Consider the following 15,874-nt stretch of genomic DNA (forward strand, 5'->3'; position numbering starts at 1 on the left):
ATGGCCGACCCCAGGACCCTCGAGTCCGCGATCAAGGCACTCGCCACCGACCCCGAGCTGCTGGCGCGCTTCCGCGCCGACCCGGCCACCGTCGGCACCGAGGTGGGCCTCGACGCGGAGTGGGCCGGTGTCGTCGCCGCGGGCGACCGGGACCGGCTGCGCTCCGCCGGGGTCGGGGACGGCGTGACGATCCTGGTCAGCCGCTGGTTCGCCGACGACCTCGGCGACTCGTCGAGCACCGGGCGGCTGCACGTCGAGCACACCGAGCTGCCCGACCCCGACGTGCCGGCCGACCTGGTGTTCGCCGGCGGCTGCTCGCACGTGCCGGACCTGCTGGCCCGCCCCGAGATCGACCCGGCCGACGGCGTCGCGCGGCTGTCCACCGCCTACGCCCGCCTCGCCAGCGACCTCGCCGCCGCCGCACCGGACGTCCTGCTCGTGACCGCCGACTGCCACTTCCAGACCTTCCGCACCGCCGCCACCGTCGTCGGCACCGGAGCGACGCACACCGGCTCGATGGCCTTCTTCAAGCGCCCCGACCTGGACCTGACGCTGACCGGCGATCCCGAGCTGGCGCGGACGATCATCGACGCCGTGCGAGCGGAGGGGATGGAGGTCGAGGAGGCCGGCACGGTCGAGCTCGACCACGGCCTGATCGTGCCGCTGCGCCAGCTGCTCCCGCGGCCGGACCTGCCCGTCGTCCCGATCATCACTCAGCCTGCCCGGGGCTTCTCGCCCTTCGGCTCGAGGGCGTGGGGTGAGGTGCTGCGCACGGTCGTGGAGAGCAGCGGGCGGCGCGTCGCGATGCTCGCGACCGGTGGCCTGTCGCACTGGCTCGACCCCGGCAGGTTCGGCGCCGTCGACGAGGAGTTCGACGCCTACCTGCTCGAGATGCTCGAGGCCGGCAAAGGCACCGAGCTGGGCAACCTGGAGCCGCTCGCGCTGCTCGGGCACGGCCAGTACGAGTTCGCCAACTGGCTGATCATGCTGGGCCTGGTGGGGCCCGGCGTACGGGGCGAGGTCTACGCCTACGAGCCGATGCAGGCGTCCGGCGGCGGCTGGACCGTCGTGCACATGCCGCTGCCGCCCGACTCAGCCGCGCGGCAGGCCGGCCGGGAACGGGTGGCCGCCGATGGATGAGCCGGCGGCCGGCACCGACGAGCGGCGGCTGCGCGTGGCGCTGACCCAGTGGCAGCCCACCCGCGACGTCGCGGCCAACCTCGCCGTCGCCGTCGGGCTGGTCCACGCGGCCGGCGCGCACGCCGATCTCGTCGTGCTGCCCGAGAACGGCCTGCATCTCGGCACCAACGCCGAGATGCGGGCCGCGGCGCTCGCCGTCGACTCGCCCGAGATCGACGCGCTGCGCGCCGCCGCCGAGGCCGCCCGCGTGGCCGTCGTCCTCGGTGGGTTCAAGCGCAAGGCGCCCGACGGCGACGTGTTCAACACGGCGCTGGTGATCGACGCCGACGGTGCCGTCGCCGGCGGATACGACAAGATCCACCTGTTCGACGCGCGGATCGACGGCCGGTCGTTCGAGGCCTCCGGGGTGGAGCGGGCCGGTGAGCGGCCCCTGATCGCGACGGTCGCCGGAGTCCGCGTGGGCCTCACCATCTGCTACGACGTGCGCTTCCCCGAGCTCTACCGCACGTTGGCACTGGCAGGCGCCGAGGTCCTCCTCGTTCCGGCCGCGTTCACCCACCGCACCGGCTCGGCGCACTGGGAGGTGCTCCTGCGGGCTCGCGCGATCGAGAACGGCGCGTTCGTCGTCGCCCCGGCGACCGTGCGCGGCACCGACGGCACGGACGCGTTCGAGACCTGGGGGCACGCGCTCGCCGTCGGACCCTGGGGCGAGGTGCTCGCCGACCTCGGGGAGCGGTCACCGGCCTGGGAGGTGCACGAACTGCGCCTCGCGGACGTGGCGGCGGCGCGCGGGACACTTCCGGTGCTGCGCGGCGTCCGCGTCGCGGCGACGGCCGCGCCTGAGATCATTGAGCGCGACGCGAACCCGAAGGGAAGTGCCAATGGGTGACGGGGCGAGCGATCCGGGCGCCGCCGTCGGACGCGAGTCCGACGCCGACGGGGTGGTCCGCGCGGGCGAGGCGTTCGGCATCGGCAACGAGTTCACCGGCGTCCTGGTGCGCAAGGTCTGGACGCAACAAGGGGAACGGCTCGAGCTTCGGGTACCGCGGACCGGACGGCGGATCCTGCTCGACGCCATGCAGCTGGAGATCCTGACCGCCCAGGAACCGGAGCGGTTCTCCGAGCTCTTCGCGGTGCACCTCGGCGCGGACGACGAGGACAGGTCGTGACCACGACCCGACCGGGGAACACGGTCGAGGAGATCTACCTGACCCTGCGCAAGCGCATCATCGAGGGCTTCTACGTGCCCGGCACCCGGATGTCGCAGAGCGGGCTGTCCAAGGAGCTGCGGATCAGCCGCACGCCGCTGCGCGAGGCGCTGCAACGCCTCGAGGGCGACGGGCTGCTCGTGTCCCAGGCCAACCGCGGCATGGAGGTCGCCCCGACCGACGTCGACCAGATCGAGCAGTACTACGCGATCCGGCTGCTCGTCGAGCCACCCACGATCGCGGCCATCCTCGCCGAGCTCGACGAGACCGAACTGGCGAAGATGGCCGCCGAGCTGGACACCATGGAGGCCGCCCGCAACCGGATCCGCAACTTCCAGGAGGCGCACCTGCGCTTCCACGAGTTCTGCATCCAGCACTACCCACCGGCGATCGCCGACCTCACCCATTCGCTGCACCTGAAGATCTACCGGCACCAACGCCTGTACTTCTCCCGACCACAGGTGCCCGACGACTTCACCCGCGTCGACCGGATGTTCCTGGAAGCCATGCGCGGTGGCGACGCCGAACTCGCCCGACGCCTGCTCGAGTTCCACCTGATCGACGCCGCCATGGGCCTCGTGTCCGAAGACGCCCCCGACCACCGCTACGACGCGCTCCTCGTCGCCACCCGCGGGCTGGACATCACGCTCGACTCCGCACCGGACGGAACTCTCACACCGCCCGCGCGGATCGCGTGGCGACGCCACGCCACCGTCGACATGCCCTCCCTGACGACGGCGAACCTGGTGCACGAAGCAGGGACCTGAGCGAGGCTGGTCGGCCGTTCGAGGCGAGGCCCGCTATCGATGAGTTCGGACGGGCCGGGTGGTCTACTTCCCCATGGGCACCCTCAACTACGCGATGAGCATCTCCCTCGACGGCTACATCGAGGACGTGACCGGCGGCATCGCCTTCTCCGAGCCCGATGAGGAGGTACACCGCTTCGCCAACGAGCAGACCCGCGAGACGGCGGCGTTCCTGTTCGGCCGCGGCCTCTACGAGGTCATGGAGGAGTACTGGACGGCGCCGGAGCGGGCCGACGGGGGCGAGGTGGAGGCGGAGTTCGCACGCGAGTACGCCGCGACGCCGCGGATCGTGTTCTCCGACTCGCTGGAGTCGGTCGCGCCCGGGTGCCGGCTGGTGCGCCGCGCCGACGCGGTCGACGAGGTGGTCCGGCTCAAGAAGGAGACCGACGGCGAGCTGTCCGTCGGCGGCGCCGGTCTGGCCGCCTCACTGCTGGACCTGATCGACGAGTTCCGCCCGAGCGTGGTGCCGGCCTTCCTCGGCGGCGGCAAGCCGTACTACCCGCTCGGCGCCGACCTGCAGCTGCGGCTGGTCGAGCAGCGCGCCTTCCGCAACGGCACCGTGTACCTGCGTTACGAGAGGATCGGCTGAGGGAGCACGTGTGATCATCCTGGCTGATCTGACCTGCACCCCGACGCTGGGGTCCGCTTCGAGGTTCATGAACCATGCCGGGTTCTCGTCGGCACCGCCCGTGGAGGCGACGACGACGTACTCGCCCGAGGTGCCGTAGATCGGGCAGGTGCGGCGAGGCGTACCGGTCCGGCGTCCGGTCGTGGCGAGCACGGCCGATGGCGCGGTCGGTGGCCGGGACACGAGTTGTTCCGCTCAGCGGGGCGATGGGGTCGTGCCGCCTCGGGTGGGCACGCAGGCTGCGTCCATGCGCAGCTCCGCGGGGCAGTCGCCCGAGCGCTCCAGCCTGGCTCGTGCGGACGCGATCCTGGCGTGCTTCGACGACGCCCACCCGACGATGAGCCTGCCGGCGATCGTCGCCGCCACGGGCCTGCCGAAGACGACCGTTCATCGGGCCATCGAGAAGCTGCTCGAGCTGGGCTGGCTCGAGCAGCAGCGCATCAACGGCGCGATCGGGCACGGGCGGGACCGCTACGCCGTCGGACGGAGGCTGTTCGAGATCGCCACTCTCGCGCACCTGCGGACCGACCTGCGGGAGGCCGCCCTTCCCTACATGGAGGACCTGTACGAGGCGACGCACGAGACGATCCACCTCGCGGTGCTCGACGGTGTCCACGTGCTCTATGCGGAGAAGATCAGCGGCCATCGCCGGATCACGGACCTGAGCCGGGTCGGCGGGCGGATGCCGTCGCACTGCACGGCGGTGGGGAAGGCTCTGTTGGCCTTCGGCCCACCGGAGGCGGTCGACGCCGTCATCGCCGAGGGGCTCGATCCGCGGACACGGACGACCATCACGTCGCCGGTCAAGCTGCGTGCAGAGCTCGAAGCGATACGGCTCGAGGGCGTGGCGTACGACCGTGAGGAGTGCGACATCGGCATGGCATGCGTTGCCGCCCCGCTCTTCGGGCCGGACAGCACGTGCGTCGGAGCCATGTCGATCACCGGACCGGCGCGCGTCCTCCGGCTGGACCGGCTTGCGCCCGCGGTGCGCACCGCGGCCCTCAGCGCGTCGCGCGCATTGCGAACCCGCGTCGAGTAGCAGCCCCGTTCCTCGTTCGGGAACGCCCTGTCGGGCGCGCGCCTTCGACGGATTCAGTTGGTCCGCTGAGCGGAACTACCCACTACCAGGTCCGAACCCCAGGCGGCACGTTCGCCCCGTGGTTCCCCTCAACGTGATCACCGTCGCTCTCTGCCACGCCGGCATGCCCCGTACCGCCACGACGCCGCGGCGGGAGCTCGCGCGGTGATCAGCCTGTCGGAGGTCGTCGACGATCTGCTCCGCGCGGAGCGGGAACGCAAGCCGCTGCCGCCGTTCACCGAAGCCCATCGCGACTTCGACGTCGGGTCCGCGTACGAGGCGCAGCGGCGGCTCGTGGCGGCCAAGGAGCGTGCAGGGGACCCCGTCGTCGGCGCCAAGCTGGGTCTGACCAGCCGCGCGAAGCAGGAGGCGATGGGTGTCGATCACCCCCTGTACGGGTGGGTGACCGGCAGCATGCTGCTGCCCTTCGGCGAGCCGGTGGCGCTCGAGACGCTGATCCAGCCGCGGGTCGAGCCGGAGATCGCGTTCCGCCTGAAGGCCGACGTGCCGACCCCGGCCACCGTCACCGGCGTCCTGAATGCGACCGAGTCCGTGTTCGCCGCGATCGACGTCCTGGACTCCCGGTACGAGGACTACCGGTTCACCCTCGCCGACGTCGTCGCCGACAACTGCAGCGCCGGTCGGTTCCTGCTCGGACCCGTGACGCGCGACCCGGCCGCGCTCGGCGACCTCCGCCTCGTGGGCTGTGTGCTCCGGGTCGACGGCGAGGTCGCGGCGACGGCGGCGGGCGCGGCCGTGATGGGCCATCCGGCGGCCTCGGTGGCGTGGCTGGCGAACCGGCTGGCCGTGAGGGGCGAGGTGCTGAAGGCCGGCTCGCTCGTGTTCTCCGGCGGGTTGACCGCCCCGGTACCGCTTCGTCGCGGCCGGTCGATCAGCGCGGAGTTCGACGGGTTGGGCGCGATCGAGGTCGTCGGCTCGTGATCCATCAGCAGCGTCGAGGAGAAGGACGGACGCAGTGACCGACCAGGGTCGCATCATCGAGCTCGCCGACCGCCTCTGGCGGGCGGAGGTGGATCGGATCCCGATCGACCCCATCACCGCGACGGTGAACGGGCTGACCGTCGAGGACGCCTACGCGATCCAGAGCTACAACATCAGGCGCCGCACGGGCTCGGGTCGGGTACTGCGCGGCCGGAAGGTGGGCCTCACTTCGCGGCCGATGCAGGAGCTCCTCGGCGTCGACGAGCCCGATTTCGGCGTCCTGCTCGACGACATGTTCGTCGAGGACGGCGACGAGATCGACCTCGCCTCGATGGTGCAGCCGCGGGTCGAGGCCGAGATGGCGTTCGTGATGGGTCGCGACCTGGCCGGGCCCGGCGTGACCACGAGCAACGCGCTCGACGCGATCGCAGGCGTGCTCCCGGCGATCGAGGTCGTGGACAGCCGGATCGCGGACTGGAAGATCCAGCTCGTCGACACAGTCGCGGACAACGCCTCGTCCGGGAAGATCGTCGTCGGCGGCCGGCTGACCCCCGTCACCGAGCTCGACCTCCGGCTGACCGGCATGTCACTGAGCCGCAACGGCATGCTGATCGACACGGGAGCGGGCGCCGCAGCGCTCGGCAACCCGGCGCGCTGCGTGGCGTGGCTGGCGAACAAGCTCGGCGCGTTCAGCACGGCGCTGCTGAAGGACGACATCGTGCTGCCCGGCGCGCTGCATCGGATGGTCCCGGTGCGTCCCGGCGACGTGTTCCGCGCCGAGTTCGCGCATCTCGGCGCGGTCACGGCGCGGTTCAGCAACGGTCAGGGGCCGTGATGGACGCCCGGGCCATCGCCGACGAGCTTCTCGTCGCCCGGCGGGAGCGCAAGGCCATCCTGCCGTTCACCGACGCCAACCCGTTCTTCTCCGTCGAGACGGCCTACGAGGTCCAGCGCTTCGGCATCGAGGACCGGCTGGCCGAGGGTCACCGCGTGGTGGGGGCGAAGCTCGGCCTGACCAGCCGGGTCAAGCGCGAGGCCATGGGCATCCACGAGCCGCTGTACGGCTGGTTGACCTCAGACATGGTGCACCCGTCCGGCGAGCGGCTCCCGCTCGACGAGCTGATCGCACCGCGGGCGGAACCGGAGATCGCGTTCCTGCTCGGCGACGTGCCGCAGGCACCGGCCACGGTGCCCGGCGTGCTGGCCGCGACGGCGGCGGTGTTCGCCGCGATCGAGGTGGTCGACTCGCGGTACCGCGACTTCCGGTTCCGGCTTTCGGACTCGGTCGCGGACGACGCGGGTGCCGGCCGGGTCGTACTCGGCCCGCGAGCGTGCCCGCCGACCGAGGTGGAAAACCTCCGGCTCGTCGGCTGTGTCCTGCGGGCGCGGGGAGAGGTGGTCGGCACCGCGGCAAGTGCGGCGGTGATGGGCCACCCGGCGGCGGCGGTCGCCTGGTTGGTGAACGCGCTCGCCGCCCGCGGCGAGTCGCTCGAGAAGGGAATGGTCGTGCTGTCCGGTGGCCTGACCACTCCGGTGTCGTTGTCGGCCGGTTCCGTCGTATCCGCCGAGTTCGACGGCCTCGGTTCGGTCGAAGTTCACTGCTGAGAGGAAAGGCTGGTATGGGATACGAGCTGCGCACGAATGTCATCGATCAGGAACGGAACACGTTCGACTATCTCGTCGAGCGGTTCGGTGATCGGCCCGCGACGCGCTACCAGGAGGCGTCGTTCAACATCCAGCCCACGGAGAACTTCCACTACCGGCCGACGTGGGACGCGGACCACGAGATCTACGACCCGAACTACTCGGCGCTCAAGCTGACCGATCCGCACGCCTATACGGATCCGCGGCAGTTCTACTACACGCCGTATGTCGCGGATGCCGCCGCGCGCCACGAGTCGTTCGGCCAGACCCTCAAGTACATCGAGGATCGCCGCCTGCTGGACAAGCTGCCGGAGAACTGGCAGACGGTGCTCAACGGCTTCCTCGTCCCGCTGCGCCACTACGAGTCGGGCGCGCAGCTGATCTGCATCAACGCCGGGCGTTTCGCCTACGGCACGACCGTGGAGCAGCCGGCCTCCTTCGCCAGCTTCGACCGCATCGGCAACGCGCAGCAGCTGAGCCTCGTCGGGCTCTCCCTGTCCGGCGGTGCCGCGGACACGCTGAGCGAGGCGAAGAAGAACTGGCTGTACGCGCCGCAGCTGCAGGGGCTGCGCCGGATCGTCGAGGAGCTGCTCGTCGAGAAGGACTGGGCCGTCGGTCTGATCGGGCTCGACATCACCGACACGCTGTTCTACCCGCTGCTGTTCGAGCACCTCGACGAGCGCGCGCTGGTCCGCGGCGCTGCCGCGTACAGCCTGCTGGCCCGGCACTTCAACGACTGGTACCGCAACCATCGCAAGTGGCTGGTGGCGCTGCTCAAGGCCTGGACGAGCGACACGCAGCACGGCGACGCCAACGCCAAGGTGCTCGCCGAGATCGCCGACCAGTGGTACCCGCGGGCCGTCGAGGCCGTGCGCATCTATGCCGCGGCACTCGCCGAGTCGGCGGGATCGACGTCGGTCGTGTCGGCGGCCGAGCGGGGCGCGGCCGAGGTCGCAGCAGAGCTGACCAAGGCCGGCGTCGCCGTCTCCGCGGCGGGAGCCGTCCGATGAGCGCCGCGGGGAAGGTCCGGCTCGTCGGCGTCGATCTGCAGGACACCGAGGAGACGCGGGCGCTGGTCGACGCCATCGAGGCCGACAACCCGGACGCCGCGCTGCTCCGGATGCCCGGAATCGTCAAGATCCAGGCTCCCGGTCAGCTGGTCATCCGGCGGGAGAGCGTGGAAGCGCGAATGGGCCGGGAATGGGAGACCCACGAGTTCCAGCTGAGCATCGTGTCCTATTCCGGAAGCATCGAGACCTGGGACGACGACGAGATCGTCATCAAGTGGGAGCACTGAGGAGGAAGACGTGGCGAAAGCCAAACTGTCCATGCGGGAGCGCTACCGCCTGCTGACCCGGGATCTCGACTGGACGCCCACGTACGTCGACCCGAAGGACGTCTACCCGCACACCCGGTACGAGGGCATCAAGATTCACGACTGGGACTCGTGGGAGGACCCGTTCCGGCTGACCATCGACTCGTACTGCAAGTACCAGGCCGAGAAGGACAAGAAGCTCTACGCGGTCATCGAGGGCTTCGCCCAGGGGCAGGGGCACCTGTCGCTCACCGACGCCCGGTACGTGAACGCGCTGAAGCTGTTCCTGCAGGGCGTCACGCCGTTGGAGTACGCCGCTCACCGGCACTTCGGGTACCTGGCCAGGCATCTGGACGGGCCCGGGGCGCGATTCGCCGCGCTCTGCCAGAGCATCGACGAGCTGCGCCACACGCAGACCGAGATCCACACGATCAGCCAGTACAACAAGTACTACGGCGGGCTGCACAACTTCGGGCAGATGCACGACCGCGTGTGGTACCTGTCGGTCCCGAAGTCCTTCTTCGACGACGGCATCACCGCCGGGCCGTTCGAGTTCCTCACCTCGATCTCGTTCAGCTTCGAGTACCTCCTGACGAACCTGCTGTTCGTGCCGTTCATGAGTGGCGCGAGCTTCAACGGCGACCTGGCCACGATGACGTTCGGCTTCTCCGCGCAGAGCGACGAGAGCCGGCACATGACGCTCGGGCTCGAGGTGCTCAAGTTCATCCTCGAGCAGGACGAGGGCAATGTCCCGATCATCCAGGACTGGGTGGACAAGTGGTTCTGGCGCGGATACCGGCTGCTCGGTCTGGTCGCCGCGATGATGGACTACATGCTGCCGAAGAAGATCATGAGCTGGAAGGAGGCGTTCGAGCTCTACTTCGAGCAGCAGATGCTCGAGGGCCTGTTCCCGGACCTGGAGTACTACGGCATCCGGCCGCCGCGGCACGTCGCCCAGGCGATCGCCGAGAAGGACATCCTCAGCCACCAGCTGTACTGGACCCTCTACCAGTTCAGCCATGCCGCGGCCTTCAACACCACCGTTCCCGAGCCTGCGGAGCTGGACTGGATGTCGTCGGTCTACCCGGACACGTTCGACCGCCACTACCGGCCGCTGTGGGAACGCGCGCGGCGGCTCCAGGAGGACGGCAAGCGGTTCTTCTTCCAGGGCCTTCCGATGCTGTGCCAGGTGTGCCAGATCCCGATGACGTTCACCGAGCCCGGTGATCCGACGACGATCAACGTTCGCACGAGCACCTTCCGCGACGAGCGGTTCAACTTCTGCTCGGACGGCTGCAAGTGGATCTTCGACCGCGAGCCGGAGAAGTACGTGCAGTCCTGGCTCCCGGTGCACCAGATCTACCAGGGCAACTGTGGCGGCGCGTCCATCCCGGACGTTCTGGCCTGGTACGGCTTCCAGCCAGGGGACGGCGGCGAATACCTGACCTCGCCGGACAAGGTCAACTGGGACAAGTGGCACGCGCCGGCCGTCGTGGCGGGGGGTGCGTGATGGCAGTCAAGGCCCTTTACGAGTACGACTTCCCGTCGAAGGACCGCCAGGAGCTCTTCGGCGACGACATCCTCGTGCACGTCATGTGGACCAACAACAGGATGTTCGCCAGCGCAGCGTGCTTCCGCGCTCCGAAGGCGATGCCGTGGTCGGACTTCAAGGCGACGATGATCGACGCGTTCGCGGGGTCGGACCCCGAGTACGACCCGTCGGCACCGACCGACTGGCACGTCAACGGCCAGCCGTTCACCCCGGACGCCACGACGACCCTGGAAAGCACCGGGGTCGGCCACAAGGGTCTCATCGCGTTCCGGACCTGAGGATGCCGGACGTGACCGTCCTGCCCGACGGCGTCAGCATCCCCACCCGCGACGGGGAAACGGTGCTGGCGGCGTTGGGCCGGGCCGGACTCAGGTACCGCGTCGGCTGCCGGCGCGGCGGATGCGGCATCTGCAAGGTGCAGCTGTCGCTCGGCGAGGTCACCTACGAGCGGACGGTTGCCGAGAGCGTGCTCAGCGACGAGGAGAAGGTCGAGGGAATCTGCCTCAGCTGCCGCGCCGTACCGATCACCAACATCGTCATCGAGTTGCAGGAAGGCGACAAGCTTCGCCGGGTCCTGCCCTACGGCTTCGCTTCCCTCGGAAGCGCGTCGGCGGACGTCGATCGAAAGGAATCATGAGATGAGCGTGCTCAGGCTCGGTTTCGTCCACATCCGGGTGACCGACCTGGAAGAGGCCCGCAACCACTACACCAACACCATGGGCATGAAGGTGGTGCACGAGGAACCCGGCAAGCTCCACCTCAAGTGCTGGGACGAGTGGGACCACCACTCCCTGGTGTTGGAGGAAGGCGGGGTCGGGCTGGTCAAGCTCGGCTACAAGTGCAAGAGCGAGGACGACCTCGTCGAGTACGAGAAGGCGGCCCAGCAGTTCGGGGTGAGGACCGGCCGGGTCAGCAAGGGCGAGAACCTGACGGTCGGCGACGGGGTCGCGATCACCCTGCCGTCGGATCAGCGGATCGAGCTGTTCACCGACATCGAGTACGGCGGCACGGAGACGGGCGCGCTGAACCCCGATCCGTGGCCCCGTGACCAGCGCGGCATCGCCGCCCGCTGGATCGACCATGCGCTGATCCCGGCCGAGGACCCGGCGACCGTCGAGCGGTTCTTCACGGAGGTCCTCGGCTTCCACGCGGCGGAGCGGGCCATCACCAACCCGTCCAACCCGGAACTGCTGGGCTCGTGGCTGTCCTGCGGGGAGTCGCCGCACGACTTCGCGGTCGTGAAGGGCCCGAACGCCAAGCTGCACCACTTCGCGTTCTTCCTGGAGGACTGGAACGCGATCCTGCGGGCCGGGGACATCATGAGCATGGACGACGTGTCGATCGACTACGGGCCGACCCGGCACGGCATCACCCGCGGCACGACGATCTACTTCTTCGACCCCTCCGGCAACCGCAACGAGGTGTTCGCCGGTCTCGGCTACCGCACCGGACCGGACTTCCCGACCATCAGCTGGACCGAGGACCAGATCGCCAGAGGCATCTTCTACATCCAGCGCGAGCTCAACGACACCTTCATGTCGGTCTTCACGTAAGAAGCCGCGCCGACCGCGTCGTTCGCGGGTTCCCGTGCACGGCCGGAGCCCGCGAACGGCCCGTCCCTTCGGAAGGAGCTCGCGTGAGCGAGACGTTCACGATCACCATCGAGCCACTCGAGCGCGAGGTCGAGTGCCGGTCCGACCAGCCGATCCTGGACGCCTGCCTGCGTGCCGGCGTGTGGCTGCCCCACGCGTGCACGCACGGCACCTGCGGGACGTGCAAGGTGGACGTCCTCGACGGCGACGTGGAGCACAACGACGCCTCGGACTTCGCGCTGATGGAGTTCGAGCGCAACGAGGGCAAGACCCTCGTGTGCGTCGCGACGCCGTCGTCGGACGTCACGATCGAGGCCGACGTCGAGTTCGAGGAGGGCGTGACCCACCACCCGGTGCAGGACTACACCGGCACCGTCGCGGCCCTCGACGACATCGCCCGCGCCACCCGCAGGCTCGTGATCGACCTCGATCACGACATGCCGTTCAACCCCGGCCAGTACCTCGCCATCGACGTGCCGGGCAAGGGGGTGACCCGTACCTACTCGATGGCGAACCCGCCGAGCGAGCCGCGCCGGGTCGAGCTGCAGGTCCGCCGCACACCCGGCGGCCTCGGCACCGACGGTTGGATCTTCAAGGACCTCGCCGTCGGCGACACCGTCACGCTGTCCGGCCCGTACGGGCGCTTCTTCCTGCGGGCGGCCCGGCCCCAGCCGATGATCCTCATCGGCGGGGGGACCGGACTCGCACCGCTGAAGTCGATCGTCCGCCACGTCCTGGAAGGTGGCCTCGAGCAACGGATCCACCTCTACCAGGGCGCCCGCAGCAGGGATGACCTGTACGACGTCGAGTTCTTCGAGCGGCTCGCGGACAAGCATCCGGAGCAGTTCACCTACCGGCCGTGCCTGTCCGACGACGAGTGGGACGGGCCGACGGGCATGGTCACCGACGTGGTCGCCGCCGACTTCGAGACCTGTCGGGGGCACACCGCGTACCTGTGCGGTCCGCCGCCGATGGTCGAGGCGGCGTTGAAGACGCTGATGAAGAAGCGGCTGTTCCCGAAGGACATCTACCGCGAGGACTTCTTCGACGCCTCGGACAAGGCGACCGGCGGGGTCCGCAGCCCTCTGTTGAAGGGGTGAGCACCACCGTGGAACTGAGCCAGCGGGACGTCGTCTTCACTCCCTTCATGCTCCGCGTCCGGGCGGCCGGCGAGGTGGGCCGCGAGGAGCGCCCCCGCGTCCGGCCCAGCACGCTGCACCCGATCGCCGAGGCCACCGACGAGTGGTTCTACCTGCGGTGCCGGGCCGAGCAGGTGATCGCCGAGGCCAACGCGATGCTGCCGGACGGACCCCTTCACCTGCAGGACGAGTACGGCACCGGGCAGCTCGCCTTCGTCCTGCGCTGCCGGGACCGGTCAGCCCGGATCTGGCTGTCCCAGGTGGACCGGAAGGGATGGGTCGAGCTCGACCGGTCCTACCAGCACAGCAGCTCGCCGGTCGCACCGGCGGACGAGGCGACGATCGAGGACCTCGTCGTCGAGCTTCTCGAACAGAACGTCGAGCTTCTCGAACAGAACGTCGAGCTTCTCGAACAGAACGTCGAGCTTCTCGAACAGAACACTGAGGAGACGAGCAATGGCTGACGCACAGCGGCCCGAGATCGGCGCGAGCATCGACGCGGGCGGCGTCACGACCAACTACCTGGACGCGGGACAGGGCGCGCCGGTCGTCCTCGTGCACGGTTCGGGGCCCGGCGTCAGTGCCTATGCGAACTGGCGGCTGACGATCCCGGACCTGGCCCAGCACTTCCGGGTACTCGCGCCGGACATGGCCGGGTTCGGGTTCAGCGACAAGCCGGGCGACTACGGCATGAAGCGCTGGACGGACCAGATCATCGGTTTCCTGGACGCGCTCGGCCTGGAGCGCGTCTCGCTGGTGGGCAACAGCTTCGGGGGCGGCCTCGCCCTGCGGGTGGCGGTGGAGCACCCGCAGCGGGTGGACAAGCTCGCGCTGATGGGCGCGATGGGCGTCGAGTTCCCGATCACCGAGGGACTGGACTTCGTCTGGGGCTACGAGCCGGGCATCGAGACGATGCGCCAGGTGCTCGACCGCATGGCCTACAGCCGCGAGCTGGTCAGCGACGAACTGGCCGAGGTCCGGTACCGGGCCGCGTCGGAGCCCGGAGTGCAGGAGGCGTGGGCCGAGATGTTCCCCGCGCCACGCCAGCGGTGGGTCGAGTCCATGGCCACGCCGGAGGAGCGGATCCAGGAGATCCCGCACGAGACGTTGATCGTGCACGGGCGGGACGACAAGGTGATCCCGCTGGAGAACGCCCACCGGCTGAACGCGCTCATCGAACGCTCCGAGCTGCACGTGTTCGGCCGCTGCGGGCACTGGAGCCAGATCGAGTGGGCCGCGGACTTCAACGCGATGCTCGTGCGGTTCTTCAGCCGAGAGCCACGGTGAACACGATGGCCGACGCCATGATGGCGGTGTTCGACTTCCACGGCGATTCCGACGAGCTCGCCGTCGCCTACGACGAGGTCCTGCGCAAGGTCGTCGCCGTGTCCTCGGCCCGGCCGGTCGTCCACCTGGCGGTGCCGCGGGAGTACGGGTTCATGGTCGTCGACGTGTGGAACTCCGCCGAGGCGTTCGACACGTTCGTGGGCAACGACGACTTCCGCCGCGTGCTCGCCGAGAGCGGCCTCCCGGAACCGAAGATCCGCACCTACCCGGTGCACAACCTGGGGTGGCCGGTGGACGCGCTGCCGCTCTACCGCTGATGGCACGAGGAGGTCGAATGGCCAACACGCGTACCCGCCCGGCGAAGCCGAAGCTCGCCGTCGACGACGACCTCGCCGTACGGATCTTCGAGACGATGGTGCTGATGCGGGCGGTCGAGGACCGGATGGTCGCCATGTACAAGGGCGGCGATCTGCTCGGTTCGCTCTACACGGGCCATTGGCACGAGGCCATCGCCGTCGGGACCGCGTCGGCGCTGCGCCCCGACGACTACCTCGCGCCGCTGCACCGGGATCTCGGTGCGCACCTGTGGCGGGGGATGGAGCCGTGGCAGGTGATGGCGAGTTTCATGGGCAAGGCGACCTCGCCGACCGGGGGTCGGGACGGGACGCTGCACTACGGGCGGCTCGATCTCGGCATCTACAACCCGCCCAGCCACATCCCGGCGAACTTCCCCGTCGCGACCGGGATGGCGTTCGCGGCGAAGTACCGCGGCGAGGACCGGGTCGCGCTGGCCTACTGCGGCGACGGGTCCACCTCGCGGGCGGACTTCCACGAGTCGCTGACGATCGCGTCGGTGCAGAAGCTGCCGTGCATCTTCGTGATCGAGAACAACCAGTTCGCCTATTCCACGCCGTTGAGCCTGACCTCGGCGTCGGTGGACTTCGCGACGAAGGCCGTGGCGTACGGGATACCCGGGGTGCGGGTGGACGGCACGGACCCGCTCGCGGTGCACACCGCGACGGCCACGGCGGTGGCCCGGGCTCGCGCGGGCGAGGGCCCGTCGATCGTCGAGGCCGTCACGATGCGGATGCACGGGCACGCCGAGCACGATCCCGCCGACTACGTGCCGCGGGAGATGCTGGCCGACTGGAGCGAGCGCGACCCCGTCGCGCTGTACGAGAAGACGTTGATCTCGGCGGGGGTGCTCGACGCCGACGCGGCCGAGGGCATCCGGCAGGCGGCCCGCCTGCAGGCGATCGAGGCGCGCAAGAAGGCGCTCGCCGATCCCATGCCGGACCCGGCCGGGATCGAGGACGGCGTCTATGCCGACTGAGCACACCCACCGGAAGCGGAGCCGACCATGAGTACTGACGGGCAGCTCACCTACCTGGAAGCGATCGGCCGAGCCCTGGACGCCGAGATGGATCGTGATCCGGATGTCTTCATCATTGGTGAGGATGTGGGGCAGTTCGGTGGCGCGTTCAAGGTGACGAAGGGGTTTTTGGACAAGTTCGGTCCGCGTCGGGTGGTGGATACGCCGATT

General features: G+C 69.5%; 20 protein-coding genes and 2 pseudogenes. 21 read left to right on the forward strand and 1 reads right to left on the reverse strand.

Translation table 11 applies throughout. The annotated features are described in order from the left end of the window. The 5 genes from AB7J25_RS14770 to AB7J25_RS14790 are packed head-to-tail and all read left to right on the forward strand — an operon-like array spanning nucleotide 1 to nucleotide 3,743. Nucleotides 1-1,140 carry a hypothetical protein gene (locus AB7J25_RS14770; protein WP_428509258.1) on the forward strand — a complete coding sequence of 380 codons (1,140 nt, stop codon included), beginning with the start codon at nucleotides 1-3 and terminating at the stop codon, nucleotides 1,138-1,140. After that, the gene (locus AB7J25_RS14775) at nucleotides 1,133-2,029 is read left to right on the forward strand and encodes a nitrilase-related carbon-nitrogen hydrolase (protein ID WP_428509260.1); all 897 of its coding nucleotides are present in this window, start codon (nucleotides 1,133-1,135) and stop codon (nucleotides 2,027-2,029) included. Before AB7J25_RS14770 ends, AB7J25_RS14775 begins: the two co-directional genes overlap by 8 nt. After that, a complete protein-coding gene (locus AB7J25_RS14780) occupies nucleotides 2,022-2,309 on the forward strand; it encodes a hypothetical protein (RefSeq protein WP_428509262.1) in 288 nt (95 codons plus the stop codon). The genes AB7J25_RS14775 and AB7J25_RS14780 overlap by 8 nt, the downstream gene beginning before the upstream one ends. Beyond that, on the forward strand, nucleotides 2,306-3,115 hold the full coding sequence (locus tag AB7J25_RS14785) for a GntR family transcriptional regulator (RefSeq protein ID WP_428509264.1): 810 nt from the start codon (nucleotides 2,306-2,308) through the stop codon (nucleotides 3,113-3,115). Before AB7J25_RS14780 ends, AB7J25_RS14785 begins: the two co-directional genes overlap by 4 nt. 58 nt (nucleotides 3,116-3,173) lie before the next feature. Then, nucleotides 3,174-3,743 carry a dihydrofolate reductase family protein gene (locus tag AB7J25_RS14790; RefSeq protein ID WP_428509266.1) on the forward strand — a complete coding sequence of 190 codons (570 nt, stop codon included), beginning with the start codon at nucleotides 3,174-3,176 and terminating at the stop codon, nucleotides 3,741-3,743. 15 nt (nucleotides 3,744-3,758) lie between these two features. Here AB7J25_RS14790 and AB7J25_RS14795 read toward each other — a convergent pair. Further along, nucleotides 3,759-3,965, reverse strand: a pseudogene (locus AB7J25_RS14795) (nitroreductase/quinone reductase family protein); the annotation flags it as partial. A 64-nt stretch (nucleotides 3,966-4,029) separates the two neighbouring features. On the opposite strand from AB7J25_RS14795, the gene AB7J25_RS14800 reads away from it, so the two are divergent. From AB7J25_RS14800 to AB7J25_RS14875, 16 genes and pseudogenes are all read left to right on the forward strand, one after another. After that, complete coding sequence (locus AB7J25_RS14800; protein ID WP_428509268.1) at nucleotides 4,030-4,821, forward strand: IclR family transcriptional regulator; 792 nt, start codon at nucleotides 4,030-4,032, stop codon at nucleotides 4,819-4,821. A 204-nt stretch (nucleotides 4,822-5,025) separates the two neighbouring features. Continuing rightward, a complete protein-coding gene (locus AB7J25_RS14805; RefSeq protein WP_428509270.1) occupies nucleotides 5,026-5,802 on the forward strand; it encodes a 2-keto-4-pentenoate hydratase in 777 nt (258 codons plus the stop codon). Between the two features lie 34 nt (nucleotides 5,803-5,836). After that, the gene (locus AB7J25_RS14810) at nucleotides 5,837-6,637 is read left to right on the forward strand and encodes a 2-keto-4-pentenoate hydratase (RefSeq protein ID WP_428509271.1); all 801 of its coding nucleotides are present in this window, start codon (nucleotides 5,837-5,839) and stop codon (nucleotides 6,635-6,637) included. Continuing rightward, nucleotides 6,637-7,407 (forward strand): 2-keto-4-pentenoate hydratase, encoded by a 771-nt coding sequence (locus AB7J25_RS14815; protein ID WP_428509273.1) that lies wholly within the window; start codon nucleotides 6,637-6,639, stop codon nucleotides 7,405-7,407. Before AB7J25_RS14810 ends, AB7J25_RS14815 begins: the two co-directional genes overlap by 1 nt. A gap of 14 nt (nucleotides 7,408-7,421) precedes the next feature. Continuing rightward, a complete protein-coding gene (locus AB7J25_RS14820; protein WP_428509275.1) occupies nucleotides 7,422-8,456 on the forward strand; it encodes a phenol 2-monooxygenase in 1,035 nt (344 codons plus the stop codon). Next, entirely contained in the window at nucleotides 8,453-8,743 is a 291-nt protein-coding gene (locus tag AB7J25_RS14825; protein WP_428509276.1) for an MmoB/DmpM family protein, read from the forward strand. The genes AB7J25_RS14820 and AB7J25_RS14825 overlap by 4 nt, the downstream gene beginning before the upstream one ends. Nucleotides 8,744-8,753: 10 nt before the next feature. After that, entirely contained in the window at nucleotides 8,754-10,271 is a 1,518-nt protein-coding gene (locus tag AB7J25_RS14830; RefSeq protein ID WP_428509278.1) for a YHS domain-containing protein, read from the forward strand. After that, the gene (locus AB7J25_RS14835) at nucleotides 10,271-10,591 is read left to right on the forward strand and encodes a phenol hydroxylase subunit P4 (RefSeq protein ID WP_428509280.1); all 321 of its coding nucleotides are present in this window, start codon (nucleotides 10,271-10,273) and stop codon (nucleotides 10,589-10,591) included. The genes AB7J25_RS14830 and AB7J25_RS14835 overlap by 1 nt, the downstream gene beginning before the upstream one ends. An 11-nt stretch (nucleotides 10,592-10,602) precedes the next feature. Continuing rightward, nucleotides 10,603-10,950, forward strand: a complete 348-nt coding sequence (locus AB7J25_RS14840; RefSeq protein WP_428509282.1) for a 2Fe-2S iron-sulfur cluster-binding protein — start codon at nucleotides 10,603-10,605, stop codon at nucleotides 10,948-10,950. Nucleotide 10,951: 1 nt separating this feature from the next. Continuing rightward, on the forward strand, nucleotides 10,952-11,866 hold the full coding sequence (locus AB7J25_RS14845) for a catechol 2,3-dioxygenase (RefSeq protein ID WP_428509284.1): 915 nt from the start codon (nucleotides 10,952-10,954) through the stop codon (nucleotides 11,864-11,866). Between the two features lie 83 nt (nucleotides 11,867-11,949). Then, nucleotides 11,950-13,005, forward strand: a complete 1,056-nt coding sequence (locus tag AB7J25_RS14850) for an NADH:ubiquinone reductase (Na(+)-transporting) subunit F (protein WP_428509286.1) — start codon at nucleotides 11,950-11,952, stop codon at nucleotides 13,003-13,005. After that, a complete protein-coding gene (locus tag AB7J25_RS14855; RefSeq protein ID WP_428509288.1) occupies nucleotides 13,002-13,508 on the forward strand; it encodes a hypothetical protein in 507 nt (168 codons plus the stop codon). Before AB7J25_RS14850 ends, AB7J25_RS14855 begins: the two co-directional genes overlap by 4 nt. Then, a complete protein-coding gene (locus tag AB7J25_RS14860) occupies nucleotides 13,501-14,331 on the forward strand; it encodes an alpha/beta fold hydrolase (RefSeq protein WP_428509290.1) in 831 nt (276 codons plus the stop codon). The genes AB7J25_RS14855 and AB7J25_RS14860 overlap by 8 nt, the downstream gene beginning before the upstream one ends. 5 nt (nucleotides 14,332-14,336) lie before the next feature. Beyond that, on the forward strand, nucleotides 14,337-14,648 hold the full coding sequence (locus tag AB7J25_RS14865) for a hypothetical protein (RefSeq protein WP_428509292.1): 312 nt from the start codon (nucleotides 14,337-14,339) through the stop codon (nucleotides 14,646-14,648). A gap of 17 nt (nucleotides 14,649-14,665) precedes the next feature. Beyond that, nucleotides 14,666-15,664: a thiamine pyrophosphate-dependent dehydrogenase E1 component subunit alpha gene (locus tag AB7J25_RS14870; RefSeq protein WP_428509294.1), complete on the forward strand. Its 999-nt coding sequence runs from the start codon at nucleotides 14,666-14,668 to the stop codon at nucleotides 15,662-15,664. A gap of 27 nt (nucleotides 15,665-15,691) precedes the next feature. Then, nucleotides 15,692-15,874 (forward strand): annotated as a pseudogene (locus AB7J25_RS14875) (alpha-ketoacid dehydrogenase subunit beta); the annotation flags it as partial.

Origin of the sequence: Pseudonocardia sp. (assembly GCF_050246655.1) — a bacterium.
Lineage (GTDB): Bacteria > Actinomycetota > Actinomycetes > Mycobacteriales > Pseudonocardiaceae > Pseudonocardia.